The sequence below is a fragment of the Comamonas testosteroni TK102 genome (genome assembly GCF_000739375.1).
Lineage (GTDB): Bacteria > Pseudomonadota > Gammaproteobacteria > Burkholderiales > Burkholderiaceae_C > Comamonas > Comamonas brasiliensis.
In genome coordinates, this window is sequence record NZ_CP006704.1 from 3,530,254 (window position 1) to 3,548,702 (window position 18,449).

General features: G+C 60.0%; 18 protein-coding genes. 5 read left to right on the plus strand and 13 right to left on the minus strand.

Annotation, left to right across the window (positions count from 1 at the left end; translation table 11 throughout):
• Positions 1-158: 158 nt before the first annotated feature.
• From O987_RS15950 to O987_RS15980, 7 genes are all read right to left on the minus strand, one after another.
• On the minus strand, positions 159-437 hold the full coding sequence (locus O987_RS15950) for a hypothetical protein (protein WP_023114169.1): 279 nt from the start codon (positions 435-437) through the stop codon (positions 159-161).
• A 65-nt stretch (positions 438-502) separates the two neighbouring features.
• A complete protein-coding gene (locus O987_RS15955; protein WP_023114168.1) occupies positions 503-853 on the minus strand; it encodes a DUF2958 domain-containing protein in 351 nt (116 codons plus the stop codon).
• Between the two features lie 268 nt (positions 854-1,121).
• Positions 1,122-2,426, minus strand: a complete 1,305-nt coding sequence (locus tag O987_RS15960; protein WP_038206985.1) for an MFS transporter — start codon at positions 2,424-2,426, stop codon at positions 1,122-1,124.
• 9 nt (positions 2,427-2,435) lie between these two features.
• Positions 2,436-2,693, minus strand: a complete 258-nt coding sequence (locus tag O987_RS15965; protein WP_003111693.1) for a metal-sensing transcriptional repressor — start codon at positions 2,691-2,693, stop codon at positions 2,436-2,438.
• Between the two features lie 83 nt (positions 2,694-2,776).
• Complete coding sequence (locus O987_RS15970; RefSeq protein ID WP_043373402.1) at positions 2,777-3,169, minus strand: hypothetical protein; 393 nt, start codon at positions 3,167-3,169, stop codon at positions 2,777-2,779.
• Positions 3,170-3,521: 352 nt separating this feature from the next.
• Complete coding sequence (locus tag O987_RS15975; RefSeq protein WP_023114165.1) at positions 3,522-4,586, minus strand: PDDEXK nuclease domain-containing protein; 1,065 nt, start codon at positions 4,584-4,586, stop codon at positions 3,522-3,524.
• Positions 4,583-5,782, minus strand: coding sequence for a tyrosine-type recombinase/integrase (locus tag O987_RS15980; RefSeq protein WP_023114164.1), 1,200 nt, complete (start codon positions 5,780-5,782; stop codon positions 4,583-4,585). The genes O987_RS15975 and O987_RS15980 overlap by 4 nt, the downstream gene beginning before the upstream one ends.
• Before the next feature lie 501 nt (positions 5,783-6,283).
• On the opposite strand from O987_RS15980, the gene O987_RS28200 reads away from it, so the two are divergent.
• The 5 genes from O987_RS28200 to O987_RS16005 are packed head-to-tail and all read left to right on the plus strand — an operon-like array spanning position 6,284 to position 10,229.
• Positions 6,284-7,264: a Bug family tripartite tricarboxylate transporter substrate binding protein gene (locus tag O987_RS28200; protein WP_003054169.1), complete on the plus strand. Its 981-nt coding sequence runs from the start codon at positions 6,284-6,286 to the stop codon at positions 7,262-7,264.
• A gap of 8 nt (positions 7,265-7,272) precedes the next feature.
• Positions 7,273-7,959, plus strand: coding sequence for a 3-oxoacid CoA-transferase subunit A (locus O987_RS15990; protein WP_003054167.1), 687 nt, complete (start codon positions 7,273-7,275; stop codon positions 7,957-7,959).
• A complete protein-coding gene (locus tag O987_RS15995) occupies positions 7,956-8,660 on the plus strand; it encodes a 3-oxoacid CoA-transferase subunit B (RefSeq protein WP_003054165.1) in 705 nt (234 codons plus the stop codon). Before O987_RS15990 ends, O987_RS15995 begins: the two co-directional genes overlap by 4 nt.
• The gene (locus tag O987_RS16000) at positions 8,657-9,055 is read left to right on the plus strand and encodes a Zn-ribbon domain-containing OB-fold protein (RefSeq protein WP_003054162.1); all 399 of its coding nucleotides are present in this window, start codon (positions 8,657-8,659) and stop codon (positions 9,053-9,055) included. Before O987_RS15995 ends, O987_RS16000 begins: the two co-directional genes overlap by 4 nt.
• Before the next feature lies 1 nt (position 9,056).
• Positions 9,057-10,229, plus strand: coding sequence for an acetyl-CoA acetyltransferase (locus O987_RS16005; RefSeq protein ID WP_003054160.1), 1,173 nt, complete (start codon positions 9,057-9,059; stop codon positions 10,227-10,229).
• Between the two features lie 195 nt (positions 10,230-10,424).
• On the opposite strand, the gene O987_RS16010 is transcribed toward O987_RS16005, so the two are convergent.
• From O987_RS16010 to pseI, 6 genes are all read right to left on the minus strand, one after another.
• Positions 10,425-10,772 carry a hypothetical protein gene (locus O987_RS16010; protein WP_043373406.1) on the minus strand — a complete coding sequence of 116 codons (348 nt, stop codon included), beginning with the start codon at positions 10,770-10,772 and terminating at the stop codon, positions 10,425-10,427.
• Positions 10,769-12,154 (minus strand): cytochrome P450, encoded by a 1,386-nt coding sequence (locus tag O987_RS16015; protein WP_043373407.1) that lies wholly within the window; start codon positions 12,152-12,154, stop codon positions 10,769-10,771. The genes O987_RS16010 and O987_RS16015 overlap by 4 nt, the downstream gene beginning before the upstream one ends.
• A complete protein-coding gene (locus O987_RS16020) occupies positions 12,151-13,461 on the minus strand; it encodes a hypothetical protein (RefSeq protein ID WP_043373410.1) in 1,311 nt (436 codons plus the stop codon). The genes O987_RS16015 and O987_RS16020 overlap by 4 nt, the downstream gene beginning before the upstream one ends.
• A gap of 21 nt (positions 13,462-13,482) precedes the next feature.
• Positions 13,483-14,919: a capsule biosynthesis protein gene (locus O987_RS16025; RefSeq protein WP_043373413.1), complete on the minus strand. Its 1,437-nt coding sequence runs from the start codon at positions 14,917-14,919 to the stop codon at positions 13,483-13,485.
• 158 nt (positions 14,920-15,077) lie between these two features.
• Complete coding sequence (locus O987_RS16030) at positions 15,078-17,183, minus strand: capsular polysaccharide biosynthesis protein (protein ID WP_043373415.1); 2,106 nt, start codon at positions 17,181-17,183, stop codon at positions 15,078-15,080.
• A 207-nt stretch (positions 17,184-17,390) separates the two neighbouring features.
• The gene (gene pseI / locus O987_RS16035) at positions 17,391-18,446 is read right to left on the minus strand and encodes a pseudaminic acid synthase (protein ID WP_043373418.1); all 1,056 of its coding nucleotides are present in this window, start codon (positions 18,444-18,446) and stop codon (positions 17,391-17,393) included.
• Between the last annotated feature and the right edge of the window lie 3 nt (positions 18,447-18,449).

Consider the following 18,449-nt stretch of genomic DNA (forward strand, 5'->3'; position numbering starts at 1 on the left):
AAACAGGTTCGACAGCGGCTGCTGCGGTCTGGCCGATCCGGCGCAGCCGGTTCGGCGGCCTTTGAGGGGCGCCAAGCTCCGCGCGGCGGGGATAGCCCGCAGGGCTTTCCCCTGGAGGCAAGCGCAGCGCGCAGCGCCCCGTCAGGGGCACTTAGGCATCACGCCGAGTCGTCAGGACGCAGGCTGGATTCCGCAACCGGCATCCAAGGCGAAGTCGAGTTCAGGTAGTAGCGCCTGCCACGCGCATACAGCCCCGAAGGCTCGGTAGGCTGGTAGAACCCGGTGACGCGGCGCCGGAACTGCGCGCCAAACTCGTTGGTGTAGATCACCGCGTCGCCGATCTTGAAGCGCAAGGGCTGACCGTTCTCCGGCGCGAACGGCTTGAGCGCATCGTGTTGCGCCGTGATTTCGATGATGTAGTCGTGATGGCTGCTCATGGCATTGATCTCCTGCGAAGGTTGGGAAAGCGCAAGGAGCGCCTTGCGGCGCTCCAAGGGCTGGTTCAGACGACGACACGCCCGACCAACCGGGCATCGCGCGCGTAGGCGCTCAACCGCTTCTCGGCGCGGAAAGACAGGTCGCGCTCGATCGGCAGGCCCAGCCTGCCGCGCACGGTCGCCAGCTCGCCCAGGCTGACCCAGCCGATTTCCGGCATCCCCAGGCCCAGGTCGCAAAGACCAAAGGCGTGGTCGTGGTCATCGGGATCAATCTCGGTCAGCAGCCAGGTCGCGCCGGCATCCGGCGTGAACAGCTTGACGACGGGTGCCGGATCGAAGTCCGGGTTCTCCAAGGATTCGCGGCCGTTGGCCAGCAGCACGATGCGCTGCTCGTCAGTGATGAGTGCGTTGTTCATGGTGAACTCCTGAAAGGTTGCCGGGCGGAATTGCCCGACCCTTCCGGGGCACGGCGCAGCGCAAGCAGTCAGGGGTCAACGACGGCCGCCAGGACGCAAGCGCCATCGGCGCGCAGCCCTTGACGGCGAGAACGCCGTGGCACGATGAAGGGGACAGCAAGACCGCCTCCCTCGCACCTCCACGCACGCGGTTTTTGGCAAGCGAAGCGCGCAGGCCCGAATAGCAATCCGGGCCGGAGGCATCAGCGATGTGAAAGGCGGGCAGTTCTTAAATGCGCGCCCAGTCCCGGTGCAGATCGTCAACGATCATGGGATGACGGTGCCCGCCTCGGTCTGCTTGTTCGCGCAAGTGAGGATGATCTGGCGGTAGATGATCGTGGGCGATGTCGGAAGAATCACTAGCGGGCCAGAGCCACAGCGCCAGTCCCACTCCGACAAGACCAATCAGCGACATGATGATGAAGGTCGATTGCAGCCCAAAGGCAGCGCCGAAGCGACCGGCCAAGGGATAGCAAATGAGCCAACACGCATGGGACAGGGCGAATTGCGCGGCAAAGACCGCGGGGCGATCCTCGGGATGAGCGGAGCGGCGCAACAGCCGGCCGGAAGGTGTTTGCGCCACGCTGTAGCCGAAGCCGACCACCAACCAGATCACCACCAGAACGGCATAGGTCGGAATCATTGCCCCGGCTGCCGTTCCCACAACCAGCATCGTCGCTCCCGCAATCATGACAGGTCGATCAGCAATCTTGTCGAGCAGGCGAGGCAGCGCGAAGGCCGCAACCATCGACCCGCCTCCGAAGGCCGCCAGCGCCCACGCTACCTCGGATTCGCCCAGGCCAAAGCGTGCCTTCACGATGACCACCGTGTTCACGATCACCATTGACCCCGCTGCTGCCACAGCGAGGCTGATCGCCAGCAGACCCCGAAGGCGCGGCGTGGCGAGGTAAATGCGCGTGCCCCGCGTAGTACGATCCCATATGCCACGACACGGGCCGGGAACGGTTGTGGGAAGCCTCACGCTGACCACAAGCGCGGCTGACACGAGGAAGCCGAGAACCGTTCCGGCAAACAGGTTGTGGAAGCTGATGACCGTCAGTAGCGCGGCGGCCAGCATCGGGGAAATCAGGCTTTCCAAATCGTAGGCCAGCCGGGAAAGCGACAGTGCTTTCGTGTACTCGTCTTCGTCGGGAAGGATGTCCGGGATAGTGGCTTGAAAGGTCGGCGTGAAGCCTGCGGACGCCGCCTGCAAGACGAAGATCAGCAGATAGATTTGCCAGATTTCGCTGACAAAGGGCAGGCAGAGCGCAACGGATGCTCGTACTAGGTCAAGGGCAACGAGCAACGACCGTCGCGGCAGCCGGTCGGCGAACGCCTGCGCGACCGGGGCGACTCCGACATAGGCCAGCATCTTGATTGCGAGTGCCGTCCCGAGTACCGCGCCGGCATTCGCCCCGGCCAGATCGTAGGCAAGCAGGCCAAGGGCCACCGTCATCAGGCCGGTGCCGACAAGCGCAATCACCTGAGCGGCGAACAGGTGACGATAGGTACGGTTCTTCAGGACGGAGAGCATCGGCGGGCCTCAGAGCAGTTTGGTCAGTGCCTTCATTTCGGTCAAAACGGAGTCTTCGTCATGGGCCAGGCAATGGTCGATGTGGTCGTGGATCAGGACGCGCTTTGCGGCCGTCACCGCGCTTTCCACCGCCGCGAGCTGGCGGGCGATGTCGAGACAGGATTCGCCACTTTCGATCATCCCTATGACGTGCCGAAGATGACCATCGGCGCGTTTCAGCCGCTTCACGAGATCGGGATGGGTTGAGTGCTTGTGTGTCGCGTTCATGTGGCAATTGTATCCCCCCTGGGGGGATATGAAAAAGTGCGCCGCCCGCGAAGGAGCGACGCACCGAAGGCCGCACGACGCAATCAGCCCGCCGCCGGCGCTGTCATCGACTGCAACTGCTCGATCACGCCAGGCTCAACGAACACGCAAGCCTGCTCGTCCGCGATCGGCACGTTGAACACCTGCGCGAACACCGTGCGCCGCAGATGGGCCAGCCGGCCCGTCCGGTATGCCTGCTCGGGCTTCATGCGCCCGCCAGCATGCGACCCGCTGCGCTGCGGATCGCATTCGACCAGCGCGACAAAGCCATCGTCGGCCAGCTTCTGATGCTCGGGGCACAGGCCCCAGCCGGTCGCCGTGTGGCGCTCCATGCTCGCGCGCAGGCGCTTGTCCAGCAGGATCGCGCCGGTGTCGAACGCCGTGCCGCAGACCAGGCAAACGTGCTGTTCGAGGGAAACGTGTGATTTGTCGTTCATGACGGTTCTCCGGTTGCAAGGGCGGAATTGCCCGGAACCGTCGCCCTCACGGCGCAGCGCAGCAGTCAGGGGTCGCAGACGGCCGCCAGGACGCAAGCGCGCAAGGCGCGCGCAGCCCTTGCACGGCGAGAACGCCGTGATACGGTGAAGGGACACAGCAAGACCGCCCCCTCACACCACCCCACGCACGCGGGTTTTTGGCAAGCGAAGCGCGCAGGCGCGGATCAGCGAGCCGGGCCGGAGGCGTCAGTGATGGAAGCCCGACAGGGGCGAGACTCGCGCAGCGAGGCTCGATGCGCAGCACGACAGCGCGACGGCGGTACGCCGGGACGCCCGACTGCTTGGGACAGGACTATTCGTTGTCGGTCTTGCGCTGCTCGAGCTGCAACTGCGCCCGTTGCGTTGCTTGTTGCAGCCGCTCCACCAGCACGCCCCTCGGCGGCAAGGCGGTCAGGTACTCGGCGACGTGGATGCCCGACTTGTCCAACTCCAGCAATTCGATCTGCTCGCGCTTCTTGCCGGTGCAAAGGATGATCCCCAGCGGCGAGGCTTCCTCCGGCTCCCGTTCGTGCTTGTCCAGCCAGCGAAGATAAAGCTCCATCTGTCCCTTGAAAGCTGCCTTGAACTCGCCGACCTTCAACTCCACTGCCACCAGCCGCCGCAGCTTGCGGTTGTAAAACAGCAGGTCGAGGTGGAAATCCTCGCCGTCGATCTGGATGCGCTTCTGCCGGGCCACGAAGCTGAAACCCGCGCCCAGCTCCAACAAGAACGACTCCATTTCGCGGATGATCGCCGCCTCCAAGTCGCCTTCCTGCCAAGTGTCCCGCAGCCCCAGGAAGTCGAGGATGTACGGGTCGCGCATGACCAGGGCGGGCGACATGCGCTGCGCATCGCGCATCGTCGCCAGCTCGTGCGCGATCGTCTCGCCCGGCTTTTGAGACAGCGCCGTGCGCTCGTACAGCATCGAGTCGATGCGCTCGCGCAGCGTCCGGACGCTCCAGCGTTCGGCGCTCGCCATCTGCGCGTAATAGTCCCGCTGGAGCGGGTCTTTCAGCGGGATCAGGGCGATGAAGTGCGTCCAGCTCAATTCTCGTATCAGTGATACGAGAATCTGCTCGTCGGGGAAGGTGGCCGCGAACTGCACCATGCGGCGCAGGTTCTGCTCGGCAAAACTGCCGCCGTACTCCTTCACCAACTGCGCCGCCAGGGTGGGCAGGACTTCCTTGCCGTAGGCGCCCCGGCGTCCGTCCAAGACGTGCGTGCGGATGCGCTGGCCGATGCGCCAGTAGAGCATCGTCAGCTCGCTATTCACCGTCGAGGCGGCGCGCTTGCGCGCCGCCTCGATCAGTGCCCGAATGTCGCCCAGCAGCGCCGAAGGCGCTGCGGACGATGCTGCGGATGACCGGCGCGTGTTCATGCCGCCGCCTCCGCAAGCTGGCGCGCACCCGTGATGGCTTGGCGGCGGCTGGCCACCAGCTCGGCCGCATCGCGCACCGGCTTGTCCTCGGTGTGGACGTAGTGCATGAACATCGCCACGGTCTTGTGGCCCGTCAGCTTCATGCCCACTTTGGTCGGCACGCCCGAATTGGCAATGTCGGTGGTCGAGCGATGGCGGATGCCGTGCGTGCCGACGTGCGGGACGCCGGCGGCCTTGAGCACCCGGCACCAGCCGCCATAGTGCTCGCCAAAGGTCAGGTGCTTGGCCGGGTCGTTCGGCGATGGCAGGACGTAGGGGCAGCCCTCCCGGCGCGGCGCCGTCGAAAGCAGCCGATAGGCTTCCTCGCTCATGGGCTTGGAAATGCCGCCGACCTTGCTGTCGGGCCACACCACGCGCCGGTTCTCGAAGTCCAGCCAGCTCCATTCGAGCGGGCAGATTTCGGAGCGCCGGGCGGCGAACTCGAATTGCAGGCGGATCGCCAGCGGGATGACGTAGTTCTCCAGCCCCTCCGCCTCCAGCTTCTCCAACTGGCGGAAGATCCGCACCATTTCCTCGTCCACGATGAGCCGGGTTTCCTTGCCCGGCGGGTACATGGGGACGTGGCGGCACGGGTTCGTGCCGTCCGGGCGGTAGCCCCACACTTCGGCCAGGTTGAACATCTTGCGCAGCACGCCGAAGGTCTTGTTCGCCTCGGTCGGCTTGTAGGCCAGTTTCTCCATCAGCCCGGCAATGTCGGGCCGCTTCACGTCATGCACCTTCTTGCGGCCCAGCAGCGGGATGATGTTGCGGTCTATGACGCCCTGATAGCCGTCCTGCGTGCTGGGCTTGTTGCGCTTCTTGGAGTAGTCCTCCATGAACTTCTTGCACAACTCGGCCATCGTGGGCGCCTTGCGCGCCTCGGCCTTGGCGCCGCCGGGGTCGCCGCCCCGGCGAACCTCGGCCAGCCAGTCCTGTGCCTTGACTCGTGCCTGTTCGACGGTCAGCTCCCCGTACAGCCCCAGCGAGGGCTTGCGGGGCTGGCCGGAGTTCGTGCGGTACTGGAGCATGAACACCCGGCGGCCGGTCGGGGTAATCTTGCACAGGAAGCCGGGCACCACGGTATCTCGCAGTTCAACATCCTTGGCCTGGGGTTGGGCCGACTCCACGGCGGTCTTGGTGAGCTTGATCTTTGCCATGATGACTCCTCGGAACAACCCGGATTCCAGGAGCCAGATAGGAGCGGCGCGAGGGAAAACCGGGTCAAGTTTCAGAAAGCACCGGCATATGATGGACGCGCGTAAGTTATTGATAAACCTGCTGTATCTAGCTACGGCGCAGTCCAGCGAACTACCGGGCTGGAGTCATCGTGAAACAAAAAACCTGTGGCGCGCCTGGCAACACCGGATATTCGAATCCCCGCAGCGCCCCACTTGCAAACGGCTGTCATTCCTTGTGCAAGAAACATTATTCAAAAAGCGCGAGAGCTCGTCGGTTAGTTTCGAGTCACCGTCAATCAAGGAGGCGCCAAGAGCGACACATTGACCCAGGTATCTCTCAAGAACTGAAACCAGACAGAAAGTCAGCCCTTCAATCGGCAACCGTACAAAAAAGGCGCTGCACCCCGATTCACTCACTAACTCATGACATAGATCCATATTCCTGACAGCCATTAAAACACTTACAACGGAGACAGCCCCATGCGATTGAACATCAAACTCTGGTTCGCCACCCTTGCCACCTGCGCAATTGGAATGACCAGTGCTCACGCCAGCGACATATATCCAAGCAGGCCCATTCGGCTTATCGTTCCCTACCCTCCTGGCGGTCTGGCCGACACATTTTCGAGATCACTCGCAAAAAATATCGGTGACAAGCTCAAACAGCCGGTGATCATTGAAAACAAGCCGGGTGCCAATCAGGTCATAGGCGTGGAATCTGCTCTACGGGCACCCGCAGATGGATATACGCTGTTTCTAGGCTCCATGACCAGCCTGGCCACAAACATCGGGGTCTACCGACAATTACCTTACGACCCGATAAGGGATTTTTCTCCGGTCTCAAGCCTTTTTTCATCGCCACTCATTCTCACCGTTCGGGCCGATATTCCTGCGTATAACGTTGAAGACCTGGTGACAATCGCAAGAAAGAATCCCGGCAAGACGACCTATGCCTCACTGGGAGATGGCGGCAGTCTTCATCTCGCCAGCGAGCTGTTTTCTCAGGCCGCCGATATCAAACTCCTGCGCGTGCCCTACAAGGGCAGCGCTCAGGCCATCAACGATGTGATGGGCGGCAACATCACCATGATCTTCGATGCAGGATCGACGGTGATTCCGCAGGTCGAGGGCAAGCGGCTGCGTGCACTGGCCGTGACCGGAGACAAGCCAATCCCGGCGCTGCCGGGTATTCCGTCGATGAAGCAGGCTGGCTATCCTTCCGTGGATATCAGTGTGTGGTGGGGGCTGGTGGTACGCAGCGGAACTCCGAAACCCATTGTGGATACGCTCAACAAAGCCGTCAAAGCCACTCTCGCCAGTCCCGAATTCGCGCAACCGTTTGTGGGCTATGGCTTGACGATCGAGTCCAGCTCTCCCGAGCAATTCGGGAACTTCATGCGGGAAGAATCGAAACGCTGGCCGACTTTCATGGCAAAGATCGGCATTCAGGCTCAGCAGTAAAGCCCGCCATGCTTGACAAGATCCATACGGATATTCCTTCGGCCTTGGCCGACATCGTCGATGGGGCCACCGTCCTGGTGGGCGGCTTCGGAGGAGCCGGCCTGCCTTACGAGCTGGTTCATGGACTGATAGACCAAGGCGCCCGCGACCTGACCATCGTGAACAACAACTCGGGAACCGGACATGGCGGTCTGGCTGCACTGGTGGATGCCGGACGGGTCAGAAAAATGATCTGCTCCTTTCCCAAAGCGGCAAACCCCAAGTCCGATCCCAACATTTTTTCTCGCTGGTACAGGGAAGGACGCATCGAACTGGAGCTCGTGCCGCAAGGCACCATCGTGGAGCGCTTGCGAGCGGCTGCAGCCGGCCTGGGCGGTGTCTACTGCCCGACCGGAGTCGGCACACTGCTGGCCAAGGGCAAGGAAATGCGCATGATTGGCGGCAAACCCTATTTGCTGGAGTTGCCCTTGCACGGGGACTTCGCCCTGATCAAAGCGCATCAAGGTGACCGCTGGGGCAATCTCACCTACCGCAAAGCGGCACGCAATTTCAATCCGGTCATGGCCATGGCGGCGAAAGTCACCATTGCACAGGTTCACCAGACGCTGGATCTCGGCCAACTCGATCCGGAGCATGTTGTCACCCCGGGGATTTTCGTTCAACGCGTGGTGAATATTGCGGGAGCACAGTCATGAGCCTTTCTGCCAACAGGGGTCGCAGCCGCCAAAGCCTGGCGCGGCGTGTCGCCGATGACATCGAGAACGGCTGGTATGTCAATCTAGGAATTGGACTGCCCGAACTGGTTGCAGGCCATATCGGCGCAGGCAAGAGCGTGATCTTGCACAGCGAAAATGGCCTGCTGGGCATGGGTGGCCCCGCAGCCCCTGAAGCCGTCGATTGGGACCTGATCAATGCGGGCAAGAAGCCGGTAACCCTGTTGCCGGGCGGCTGCTATTTCGACCACCTCAGCTCATTCACCATGATGCGCGGAGGCCATCTCGACCTGTGCATTCTGGGTGCGTTTCAAGTCTCGGAGCAGGGAGACCTCGCCAATTGGTGGACTGGCGACCCGGACGAGTTACCCGCGGTGGGAGGAGCCATGGATCTTGTGACCGGAACTCGCAGGGTTTTCGCGATCATGGACCATGTGGATCGCGATGGCCGCCCCAAGCTGGTATCGACATGCACCTATCCTCTTACGGGAGCGTCAGTCGTCAACCGCGTCTACACCGACCTGGCGGTCATCGATATCACCCCGCAAGGCATGGTCGTGCAGGAAATGGTCGATTCCCTGGATCTGAAAATGCTTCAGGAAGTCACGCAAGCACCGCTGAGCGCAGCACCTGGCCTCACGCTGTTTGCCCGTTCTGACGAAGACAGGAGAAGCAGCTCATGAGCACTCTTGAACCAGAGGATCATGGCGTGCAGGCTCGCTATTTCGATTACCTGGCTTCTGGCCAATGGCGAATACCTGTTTGCACCGACTGCAGCAAGATCATTTTTTACCCGAGACAAATATGCCCCAACTGCGGGGGAGGCAAATTCCTATGGATAGCCCCCAAAGGCACGGGCACCATTTATTCCCAAAGCGTTATCCCGCGCTCTGAAAAAAATGGCGGCGCCTACTGCATTGTGCTTGTCGATATGGACGAGGGCTTTCGCATGATGAGCCGCATGCACAACCTTCCACCGGAAGAGACTTATATCGGAATGCGGGTGAAGTCACTGCTTGCGTGTCTTGATGGTATTGCACAGCCCCAGGTTTTGTTCGAACCGATAGTCGGCAATTGAAATGAGAGATATCAATCAACTGCGCGCCACGGCAGCAATTACCGGAATAGGTCTGGCGGGGATGGGAGATGCCACCGGTTTTACCGAGATGGAAATACTGGCAAAATCCGCACACACTGCCGTGCGTGATGCCGGCCTCAAGATGTCCGACATCGACGGACTTTTTACGGCAAGCTTCAACCGATTCTTGCCGGCACTCTCGGTCGCTGAATACCTTGGCATCAATCCAGCATACATGGACAGTACGAATATTGGCGGAAGCGCCTACGTCAGCTGCCTAAAAAATGCTGCCATGGCCTTGAACAGCGGTGCATGCAATGCGGTGCTGGTTGCCTACGGAAGCACCGCTTTTTCCGCTTCAGACTTTCGCCAGCAGATCGCTGCGCGCGCTCAGCTTGAGCCCCAACCCTTTGAGGCGCCTTATGCACCGTTCAACCCCGCGAGCTCCTATGCTTTGGCTGCGGCGAGGCATATGCATGAATATGGAACCAGCCGCGAGCAGTTGGCCGCTATTGCCGTCGCAGCCCGGCAATGGGCACAAGCCAACCCGCTGGCCTTTCGTCGCGGGCCATTGACTGTCGAAGATGTGCTCTCGGCTCGCATGATCAGTGACCCGCTGACCACCCTCGATTGCTGCTTGATCACGGACGGCGCAGGTGCCTTTGTCATGACCCGCTCGGATCTGGTTGGACCCAGCGCAGCGCAACCCGTCTATATCCTGGGCGTGGCTGCCTCACAGACACACCGGCAGATTTCCTGCATGCCAGACCTCACATCCACGGCGGCCCGCGAGTCGGGCGCTCGCGCATTCGCCATGGCCGGACTTTCCGCGAAAGACATACATGCAGCGCAGCTGTATGACGCCTTCACCATCAACGTTCTGCTCTTTCTCGAAGACCTGGGTTTTTGCGCGAAAGGCGAGGGAGGAGGCTTCATCACAGAAACGGGTATCGGTCCTGGCGGCGCGCTGCCCGTGAACACCAACGGAGGTGGCCTTTCTTGCGTGCATCCTGGCATGTACGGGATATTCACCGTCATCGAGGCCGTTGAGTTGCTTCGTACAGGTGGACAATCACGCGGGCTCAAGCAGATCGATGCCGTGCTTTGCCACGGCAATGGGGGAGTGCTCGCCAGCCAGTCCACGGCCATATTAGGTACGCAAGCCACGCTCTAGGTGCTGCGCTCAAAAGGCTCCACGCCCTCTCCATGCTTGACGACACCAATGCCAACCGCCTGTTGATGAGTTCTGCAAGCTACCTGCAGGGCTGCGCTGGCAGCCGAGATGAGGCCTCTTGATCACGCCCACTTCATAAGCCATTGCCCCAAAGAGATCAGTGCGCAATGAAAACTGGCAGGCCAGGCAAACCGCCTATTTGATGGTCTGGCCCTGCAGGCCTTTTTTCAGGATCAGGTCCACCACGGGCTGCTCGCGCTTGTTGGCGCGCATGCAGTGATCCTTCTGGAAGTGGTCTGTGACCCTGATCACCCAGCGCGCCCAGCGCTTGTTCTCGCGTTCGCGCCAGGCATGCGATGAGACGCTTTCCCAGGCATAGCCGTTGAGCACTGCGGCATTGACGAAATGGTCCAGGGCGCGCACTCCGGCCCTGCCTCGCTCCGTCTTGCCGAACAGGCCGACCCAGCAAAGAATCAGCCAGCCCAGGACCGCCAGCGGGACGACGGCGCACATCAACACAAAACCTGCCAGGCGCTCCTTCATGCATCCTTCCTCTTGCGCAACTTGATACGTACCCCATTTTCAGAGCGAATCGTCAACCGCCCCACGGGCTGCGGCACATGGCCCGGCGCGGGCAGGATTTCATAGCGCTGCAGCAGGCAGGCCAGAATCAGGACGGCTTCCTGCAGGGCAAATGCAGCGCCCAGACAGACGCGCGGGCCCATGCTGAAAGGCATGTAGGCGTGTTTGATGGCCTCCTTGTCCTCCTCACGGTCAAAGCGATCAGGGTCGAAGGCATCGGGGTTCTGCCACCATTTGCGGTGACGTTGCAGCAGCCAGGGTGCCACCACCACCGTGCTGCGCTCCTTCAATTGCTTGCCCCGTATGGGGCAGGACTGAACGTTCTCCCGGGCAAAGAAGCCCACTGGCGGGAACAGGCGCAAGGTTTCGCGAAAAATATTCCAGACCTGCGAGAAGCTCTTCATATCCGCCTGCTGCGGCAGACGGTCGCCGACCACCTCCAGCACCTGTTCATAGGCACGCTGCTGCACGTCGGAAGACTGGGACAGCAGATAGCTGGCCCAGGTCAGTGCGCTGGCAGAGGTTTCATGCCCCGCCAGAAACAGCATGGCAACCTGATTGACCAGCTCTTCCTCGTTGAAAGGCTCGCCCGTATTCGGATCCTTGGCCTGCATGAAGGCGGCAAGAATATCCTCCTGCTCCTCGGCCTCGCCCCTCAGGTGCGCTTCATAGCGCGGCTTGATCATGGCGTGCAGCAGGCCGCGAATTTCGCGGGCGGCCTGGTTGCTCTGCCAGCGATACCAGGGCATGGTCAGCCAGCGAACGCCGAACAGGGCCGGCAGCATGAGCTTGGGAGCCAGCGCCTGGTAGCGGGCAAAGGCTTCGAAGATGCGATGCGCATCTGGCCCCTGCAAGGGCGTGGAAAAGATCGTGCGGAAAATGATATCGGCAGTGACATGAGTCATCTCGATCTCGATGTCGTAGGGCTGGGCCTGGTCCACGGCATCCAGGCGCTCCAGCATGGCCTGCGCGGCACCGAGCATGCGCGGGAAGGCGACGTTCACGCGGGCCTGGGCAAACGCCGGGTTCATCATGGTGCGCTGACGCTGCCACTGCTCGCCATTGGTCGTGAAGATGCTGTCTCCCAGCAAGGGCTCCAGCGACTCGTGCAGCAGATGGCTCTTGGGAAACTGCTGCGCCTCGCTCTGCATGACTCTTTTGACTTCCGCGATGTCGTTGAGCATGTAGAGATCCACGCCAGGCAGATGGACCTCGCCCATCTGCATGCTGTAGCTGCGCTCGAACAGCGCATCCATCCAGGAGCGCCGTGCATGCCAGAACATGCGCAGCTTCGATGTCTGCTCGGGATGGGGTTTGGGATAGGCGGGGCAAAAACGACTCATCGCACCAATTTCCTCTCTATGTAGTCACGCATCGGACCGGCGCTGGTGAGCAACTCGAAATAGTCATAGGCACCGGCAACTTCGCCGGCCATCAGATACTGAAAATGCATGCGCATCTTGTTCCTGCGCAACCAACGGTAAGTTGCCGGCAAAAACAGCTTGTGAAAACGCGGTGAGCACACGGCTTGCGGATTAAGCCCCCACTGGGCCCGGCGCTTGCCAGCCTCGGTAAAGGAGCGGACGGCCTGGGTCTCATCCTTGCGCCCATCCTCGCGCAAGGACAGCCCCACCACATCGCACATGCCAAAGCACACGCTGTCGCCGGGGGAAGAGATATCGGCCCAGTACACCGCTTCGTCCATGGCGATCTCGCGCAAGGTCTGGCGCAAGGCACCGGCACCTGGAAACAGCCCGAACAGCGGAATGCAATTGCCCAGGGTGACCAGATTCACCAGCGGCCTGCGCGAAGGCTGCAAGGATAAGGGACTTTCTGCCAGCTTGCGGCGAAGTGCCTGAGTCAGCTTCAAAGCCTGCACACTGCCGACACTGAAACCGACCACCACCACTTCGCGCCAGCGCTGCTGCTGCAGGGCCTGCGCCACCTCGGCGGCCATGGCCTCGATGCGCGCATCCAGCACCGCAAAAGTCTTCCCGGAACTGACATGGGCAAAGTTCAGAATCCTCAGAAGCCAGCTGATATGCAGATAGCCATCCAGCACCAGACCGCCCCAGCCGACGACAGCGACCGCAGCCAGCATCAACGCGGCTGCGCCCGCCGGCGCCAAGCCGCCCCAGGCACTGACAAGCAGAGAGCCCAAGCCCAATCCGGCCAGCAACACCAGCAGCATGTAAAACAGCGGATACATCAGCGCCCACAAGGTAAAGCGCGCCTGCTCCCGCACGGGTTTGAGCCACTGCCTCAAGTTCCAGATGGAAACATAGGTGCCCACGGCCTGGCGAAAAACCTCTGCCCGGCTCGAAGGCCAGTGCAGACGGACCTGATCATGCCAGTCGAAAAAAACGAAATCGGCGCAGGCCGAGTCTCCGGAATCCGTCTGAGACACCCGCCAGCGAGCATGCAGCGATTTCTCCTGCCCATGCTCACCCACGCTCCATTTTTCCCTGCTGCCAATCGCGTATTTTCGATGCGCAGAAGCCACCGGCTGCTTTTGCGCCTCGGCACGCATCAGCTGGTGATAGTGTCTTGCACCGCGCGGATCAAAGCCGCCCATGAAGATCACCAGGCGCTCGCCATCCCCTGTCTTCTTTGAAGAATCGAATGAGATGTTCTTTTCGCTGCCAGTCATTGGTCCCCTCCATACCAAGGCTTATTCGACAGAGGCGACCCCCTGCAGCATGGAAGGCATGGCATCTTTCTGATTGGCCGGCCTGGAAACAAGGACTGGCTCCGCAGCCTCTTCGGGCCACAGCACAGGATCGACCGACGGGCCACCGCCCCACAGGCGCTGGGCCATCTGACCGTCCAGCGCAGCCCCGCAGCGCCAGGAGACCCCCGACAGCCGGCGATAGAAGCTGCCGTTGATCTGCGTGCACTCAATCAAGGCCTTGCGAAAGCGCGAGAGCATTTCCTGATCGGGAATCGCCTGATGGGCCCGAAACCAGAAGTCGCGCATCTTGCCCTGATAGGTCAAGCCTTCCAGGTCATACAAGGCATTGCCGCAGACCTTGACGGGAGCGCCATGACCCAAGGCCGAAAGCCCGGTCGTGCTGTTGACCAGCACCACCCCCTTGGCGCTCTTGAGCAAGGAAGGCAGATGCTGGTCATGGATATAGAGCACCTTGCCCTGCAGGCCATGGCGCCGCGCCAGCAGATGAATGATGTTGGCGTAGTTCCTGTGTCCGCGGTCCATGGGGTGGTGCTTGAAAACCACCACGTCATCCGCAATCGACTCTCCACCTTCGGGCACGCCACTCGTGCGCTCCAAGGCCTGGGCCCGGGAAAACGAATGCAGTACGTGGTTGATGAAATCCGTCACGAAATCATAGTTGGAGTGGACCACGATCTGGGCATCGTTATAAACCTGCAAGGGAGCCAGAAAGAACTTCTTGCGCAGGTCACCGAGCAGCCGATCTTCGATGTCCTTTTCAGTGCGCCGGTACCAGAATTTGCGCAGATAGCTCAGCCACCACCAGGGGGCATCGCGCACCGTCATGCTTCGGTGATGCAGGGCGTTATTCCAGAACCACTGGCCCAGCCAGGCCGCAAAAAAATACAGCATGCCCCACATGGCCGAATGCCAGAATGAGTTACCGACCTTCTTCCACGACTGCGTGGCCGGCCCGTTCGCATGAGAACGCGGTGGCACGTCTTCCTGGTGCGCCCTCTGTTTCAGCCATAAGGCCAGTCTCTTTTCGAAATGCGAATGCCCGTTGACGCCCATGGGCTCGAACGTGATGTGATCGGGCCGCAGATAGCCCTCTTCGAACACCCCGAAGGCACAACCCAGACGCTCCGTCATGGAGCGCACGCAAGCATGGACCGGCCGGCAATCGCCGAACAGCAGCACCGCATCGATACGGTGCCTGACGATAAAGGCCTCCAGCACCTCGGGCCACTGGGTCAGATCCCCCCGGAACGAATGGGCTTTGCGCGGATAGAACAGCCAGTCACCGGCATTGAAGTTGAATTTGAAGACAGTCGCCCCCACCGAGCGCAAGTCCTTGGCCAGGTTCCAGAAAAAAGGCCCTACCGGGCCTTGCAGCAACAAAACACGTTTAGACGCAAATCCACTCTTGTTCTTCATGCGTTCAGGACTGCGGACTGTCAGGCCGCTTGGTATTTCTATGGAGGCGTCATGAGGCATGACCCCTGCATTTTAGGGGTTTCACCGGACAACACCCTCGCACATCACTGCACGATGACAACAAATCGATGGAAAATAATTGCAAAAAAAGGTAAGTGTCACCAGTCCGACAAAATCGACCGCAGCAACACCCCGCTTTTGCGCCATTGCCGCCGCAACCAGCCGGACTTCAGGCGATGCAGGCCGCCAGACTGCTCCAGCGCCGTACGCTGCTCCAGCAAGCGCCTGAGCACCGCCTCGCAACTGGTGTAGCCCCGGAGCACCGGATCCCAGTACAAGGGGTAGTGCAGCAGCGCCCCTGCCACCAGTTCATCCAGACACAGCGGGCGGCTGCGGCGCGGCACGGGCAAGCGGTCCTGCGTCAGACCCCAGCCGGCGTAGAACGGGCGCCCATGCACAACCACCTGCTTGTTGCGCAGCAAGGCATCGAAGCCCGTCAACGAGGTCATGGTCACCACCACATCGCAAGCCTCGATGCAGCTGACCACCGAAGCGCCCTGTTCAATGCAGTCGGCATGCTGCAAAGCCTGGGCCGGCTCGACATGGCCCTTGCGATTGCCGCTGCTCACATCGGGGTGCGGCTTGAAGACAATGAATGCATGAGGAAACGCAGCGCGCGCGGCCTGGATCAGACCCAGATTCGTGCAGACGCCATCGGTATCGCAACCAAAGCGAATGGAGGCATCGTCTTCCACCTGACCCGGCACCAGCACCACCTGCCGACCGGCCTGCGGACGATCCGTGCTGAACCAGTCCACCGGGCGATTGGGCTCGAGGTTGTACTTGGTGATGCCATGCTCGACGATAAACGCACGCACATTGCGCGCACGCTGCAAATCCTGCTTCGTGAATGCCCGGGTGTTGAGCAGGTCCTCCAGCTCCGACGGCTGACCCGGGTCGAAATAAATGCCCTTGGCGTCCAGCACAAAGGACTGCGGCGGGATCAGGTCGGAGCCCAGGCCCACGGAGCGGACAAAGCCATCCTCCATGCGAAGCAGGCGCACGCCCGATGCATCCGCCAACTGCTGCACACCTGCCGGCGGCACGCGACCCCAGCAGACCAGGCAATCGTCACCGCCAGGCTGCAAAGCCCTGGCCGCAGCGGCATTCTTGACGAAGACCACCTTGCCCGGATGCAGGGACAACATGGCCTTCACGTTCGCAGCCTTCCAGCGCCGAAAGCCCACCACGATCATGCGCCCGCCAAAGCGCCCGGCCACCATGCGTTGACGCTGCAGCCAGTTGGTCACGTCCAATACATTACCGCGTTGGCGTGTCTCCGGATTCAGATAACGGCTGTAATGCACATAGCCCGCGGCGAACAACTCGTCCACCGAGCGTCGGCGACCAGCGCGACGCAGCATGGCCGGGTGCTGCGGCTGGCGATCATCCGTCACACCCCAGCCCGCATACCAGGGCACGCCAAAACAGACCACCGGTTTGCCGGCCAGCAAGGCCTCGAAGCCCATCGTCGAACTGACCACATAGACCTTGTCCATCTGCGCAATCAGGCTCATCGGATTGACGGCGTCGCGCAGCACCACCGTGCGGGCATCAGGCTGCACGCCCGTCAAATAGCCGCCCTTGCGGCCCGAAGTCACCTCGGGGTGGGTCTTGACATAGACCGTGGCCTGCGGATTCTCGGCCAGCGCAGCGGCCAGCATGGCGTCGAAGGTCCCGGCATCCGCCCCGCCCTTTGCCACGCTCATATCGCCCGCCGTCTGGTCAATCACCAGTACCCGCTGAACATCATCGCTGCGCAGCATGCCCTCCGGCAGGTCAGGAGCATGGTTGTATTTGCTCAGCCCTGCGGAGAGCAGCTTCTCTCGGGCCTGCTGCACCAGCACGGCATCTGCAGCCAGCAGATCGACATCGCTGCAAAGCAAGCGCTCCAGCGCACTGGGCCGCGTGCAGTCGTAGTAGATGCCTTCGTCATCGACCACCAGCGACAGCGGCGGGAAATGTTCGCCGGTGCCGAAAGAGCGAAGAAAGCCATCTTCGAATGAGAAATAAGAATACCTACAAAAAACTGCGTACTTTTTCAGCAATCTGGTATTCGGCCGGCATCCCCACCCTGCCAAAATAAACTTACCGGCTCTCCACCAGGGGCGAAAAAAATATACGTGGAGGCCTACTAACTGGGGAAGAAAAGGAATCCTCAGGATCCCAAAAGAAACTACACACAGTCTTACTTTGTTAACCATGAAAATGGAAGATCCTCAAATACTGCTATGCGTATTTCAAAATATATGTACTTTTAATAAAAAACTAACAAATTACAATAACAAATACACTCTTAATCACAAAAATTCACAAAAAGGCGGCATTCAAAAGGTAAATTACCCAATAAATGGCCGCCAAAAATTTAATAGTTAGTCATCACACTTCCCTCTGATTCTTCGAAATCTACTTCAGGGGTTTCTTTCAATAGCCTCCCACTGGACAGGTGAATTCTCACTCACGTCAACTGTTATTTTCCTGCCTATGACTTGTGGCAAAAATTTTGGTGCCAGACCAAAGCCAGGTCGAACGCTTCGAACGGAGTCTTCTGTCACAATGTCGCCAGCCTTCAAAGCTTTGACAAAATATAGCGAACGTCGGAACTTCGCGTTGCCTTGCTCACTGCTTGTCCGGGCATAATTGACTTTTCCTGCCGCATACCAAGCCGTCTTCGCATCTCTGCATAATGCCGCCATTTCCTCAGGCTCAAGTGAGAAGCTATCATCTGGACCACCACCATTGCGATCCAAAGTGAAATGCTTTTCGATGATGGCAGCCCCCAAGACAACACTAGCTATAGCAGTTGTATTGTCCAATGTGTGATCCGACAAGCCAGTGACCAAGCCAAATCGTGCAATCATGTCAGGAATTGTACGAAGGTTGTAATCTTCTGATGCCGCCGGATAGCCACTTACGCAATGAAGAATTGCCAACTCCCGACATCCCCCCTCTCGAGCCGCGTCAATGGCCTCCTGAATTTCGTTCGCGTCAGCCATACCCGTCGAGATAATCAATGGTTTACCAGTGCTGGCTGCATATCTTATTAATGGCAAATCGACCGCTTCAAAGGAAGCGATCTTATAAGCCGGTGCATTCAGATCCTCCAGCAGGTCAATGGCTGTATTATCAAAAGGGGAGCTAAATATGGTGATCCCCAACTCACGTGCATAATCGAAAAGTGGCTTATGCCACTCCCATGGCATATGAGCCTCTTCATACAAGTCATAAAGTGTACGACCATCCCAAAGACCACCACGGATACGAAACTCTTCTCCATCGCTCTTCAGAGTTATCGTGTCAGGCTTATAGGTTTGCAGCTTAATTGCATCTGCTCCGGCCTTCTTGGCTTCTTCAATAATTCTCAGAGCAGTTTCGATCTTCCCATTATGGTTAGCGGAAAGCTCGGCAATAATATACGGAGGGAAGTCGTAACCAATGCTTCTTCCAGCAATCTGAATGTTCTTCATGTT

Coding starts and splice junctions, on each gene's coding strand:
- O987_RS15975 (WP_023114165.1), bottom strand. CDS start 4,586: ATGAACACGCGCCGGTCATCCGCAGCATCGTCCGCAGCGCCTTCGGCG.
- O987_RS15970 (WP_043373402.1), bottom strand. CDS start 3,169: ATGAACGACAAATCACACGTTTCCCTCGAACAGCACGTTTGCCTGGTC.
- O987_RS28200 (WP_003054169.1), top strand. CDS start 6,284: ATGCGATTGAACATCAAACTCTGGTTCGCCACCCTTGCCACCTGCGCA.
- O987_RS16025 (WP_043373413.1), bottom strand. CDS start 14,919: ATGAAGAACAAGAGTGGATTTGCGTCTAAACGTGTTTTGTTGCTGCAA.
- O987_RS15955 (WP_023114168.1), bottom strand. CDS start 853: ATGAACAACGCACTCATCACTGACGAGCAGCGCATCGTGCTGCTGGCC.
- O987_RS16030 (WP_043373415.1), bottom strand. CDS start 17,183: ATGGTTAACAAAGTAAGACTGTGTGTAGTTTCTTTTGGGATCCTGAGG.
- O987_RS16000 (WP_003054162.1), top strand. CDS start 8,657: ATGAGCACTCTTGAACCAGAGGATCATGGCGTGCAGGCTCGCTATTTC.
- pseI (WP_043373418.1), bottom strand. CDS start 18,446: ATGAAGAACATTCAGATTGCTGGAAGAAGCATTGGTTACGACTTCCCT.
- O987_RS15990 (WP_003054167.1), top strand. CDS start 7,273: ATGCTTGACAAGATCCATACGGATATTCCTTCGGCCTTGGCCGACATC.
- O987_RS15965 (WP_003111693.1), bottom strand. CDS start 2,693: ATGAACGCGACACACAAGCACTCAACCCATCCCGATCTCGTGAAGCGG.
- O987_RS15995 (WP_003054165.1), top strand. CDS start 7,956: ATGAGCCTTTCTGCCAACAGGGGTCGCAGCCGCCAAAGCCTGGCGCGG.
- O987_RS15960 (WP_038206985.1), bottom strand. CDS start 2,426: ATGCTCTCCGTCCTGAAGAACCGTACCTATCGTCACCTGTTCGCCGCT.
- O987_RS15980 (WP_023114164.1), bottom strand. CDS start 5,782: ATGGCAAAGATCAAGCTCACCAAGACCGCCGTGGAGTCGGCCCAACCC.
- O987_RS16020 (WP_043373410.1), bottom strand. CDS start 13,461: ATGACTGGCAGCGAAAAGAACATCTCATTCGATTCTTCAAAGAAGACA.
- O987_RS16015 (WP_043373407.1), bottom strand. CDS start 12,154: ATGAGTCGTTTTTGCCCCGCCTATCCCAAACCCCATCCCGAGCAGACA.
- O987_RS16010 (WP_043373406.1), bottom strand. CDS start 10,772: ATGAAGGAGCGCCTGGCAGGTTTTGTGTTGATGTGCGCCGTCGTCCCG.
- O987_RS16005 (WP_003054160.1), top strand. CDS start 9,057: ATGAGAGATATCAATCAACTGCGCGCCACGGCAGCAATTACCGGAATA.
- O987_RS15950 (WP_023114169.1), bottom strand. CDS start 437: ATGAGCAGCCATCACGACTACATCATCGAAATCACGGCGCAACACGAT.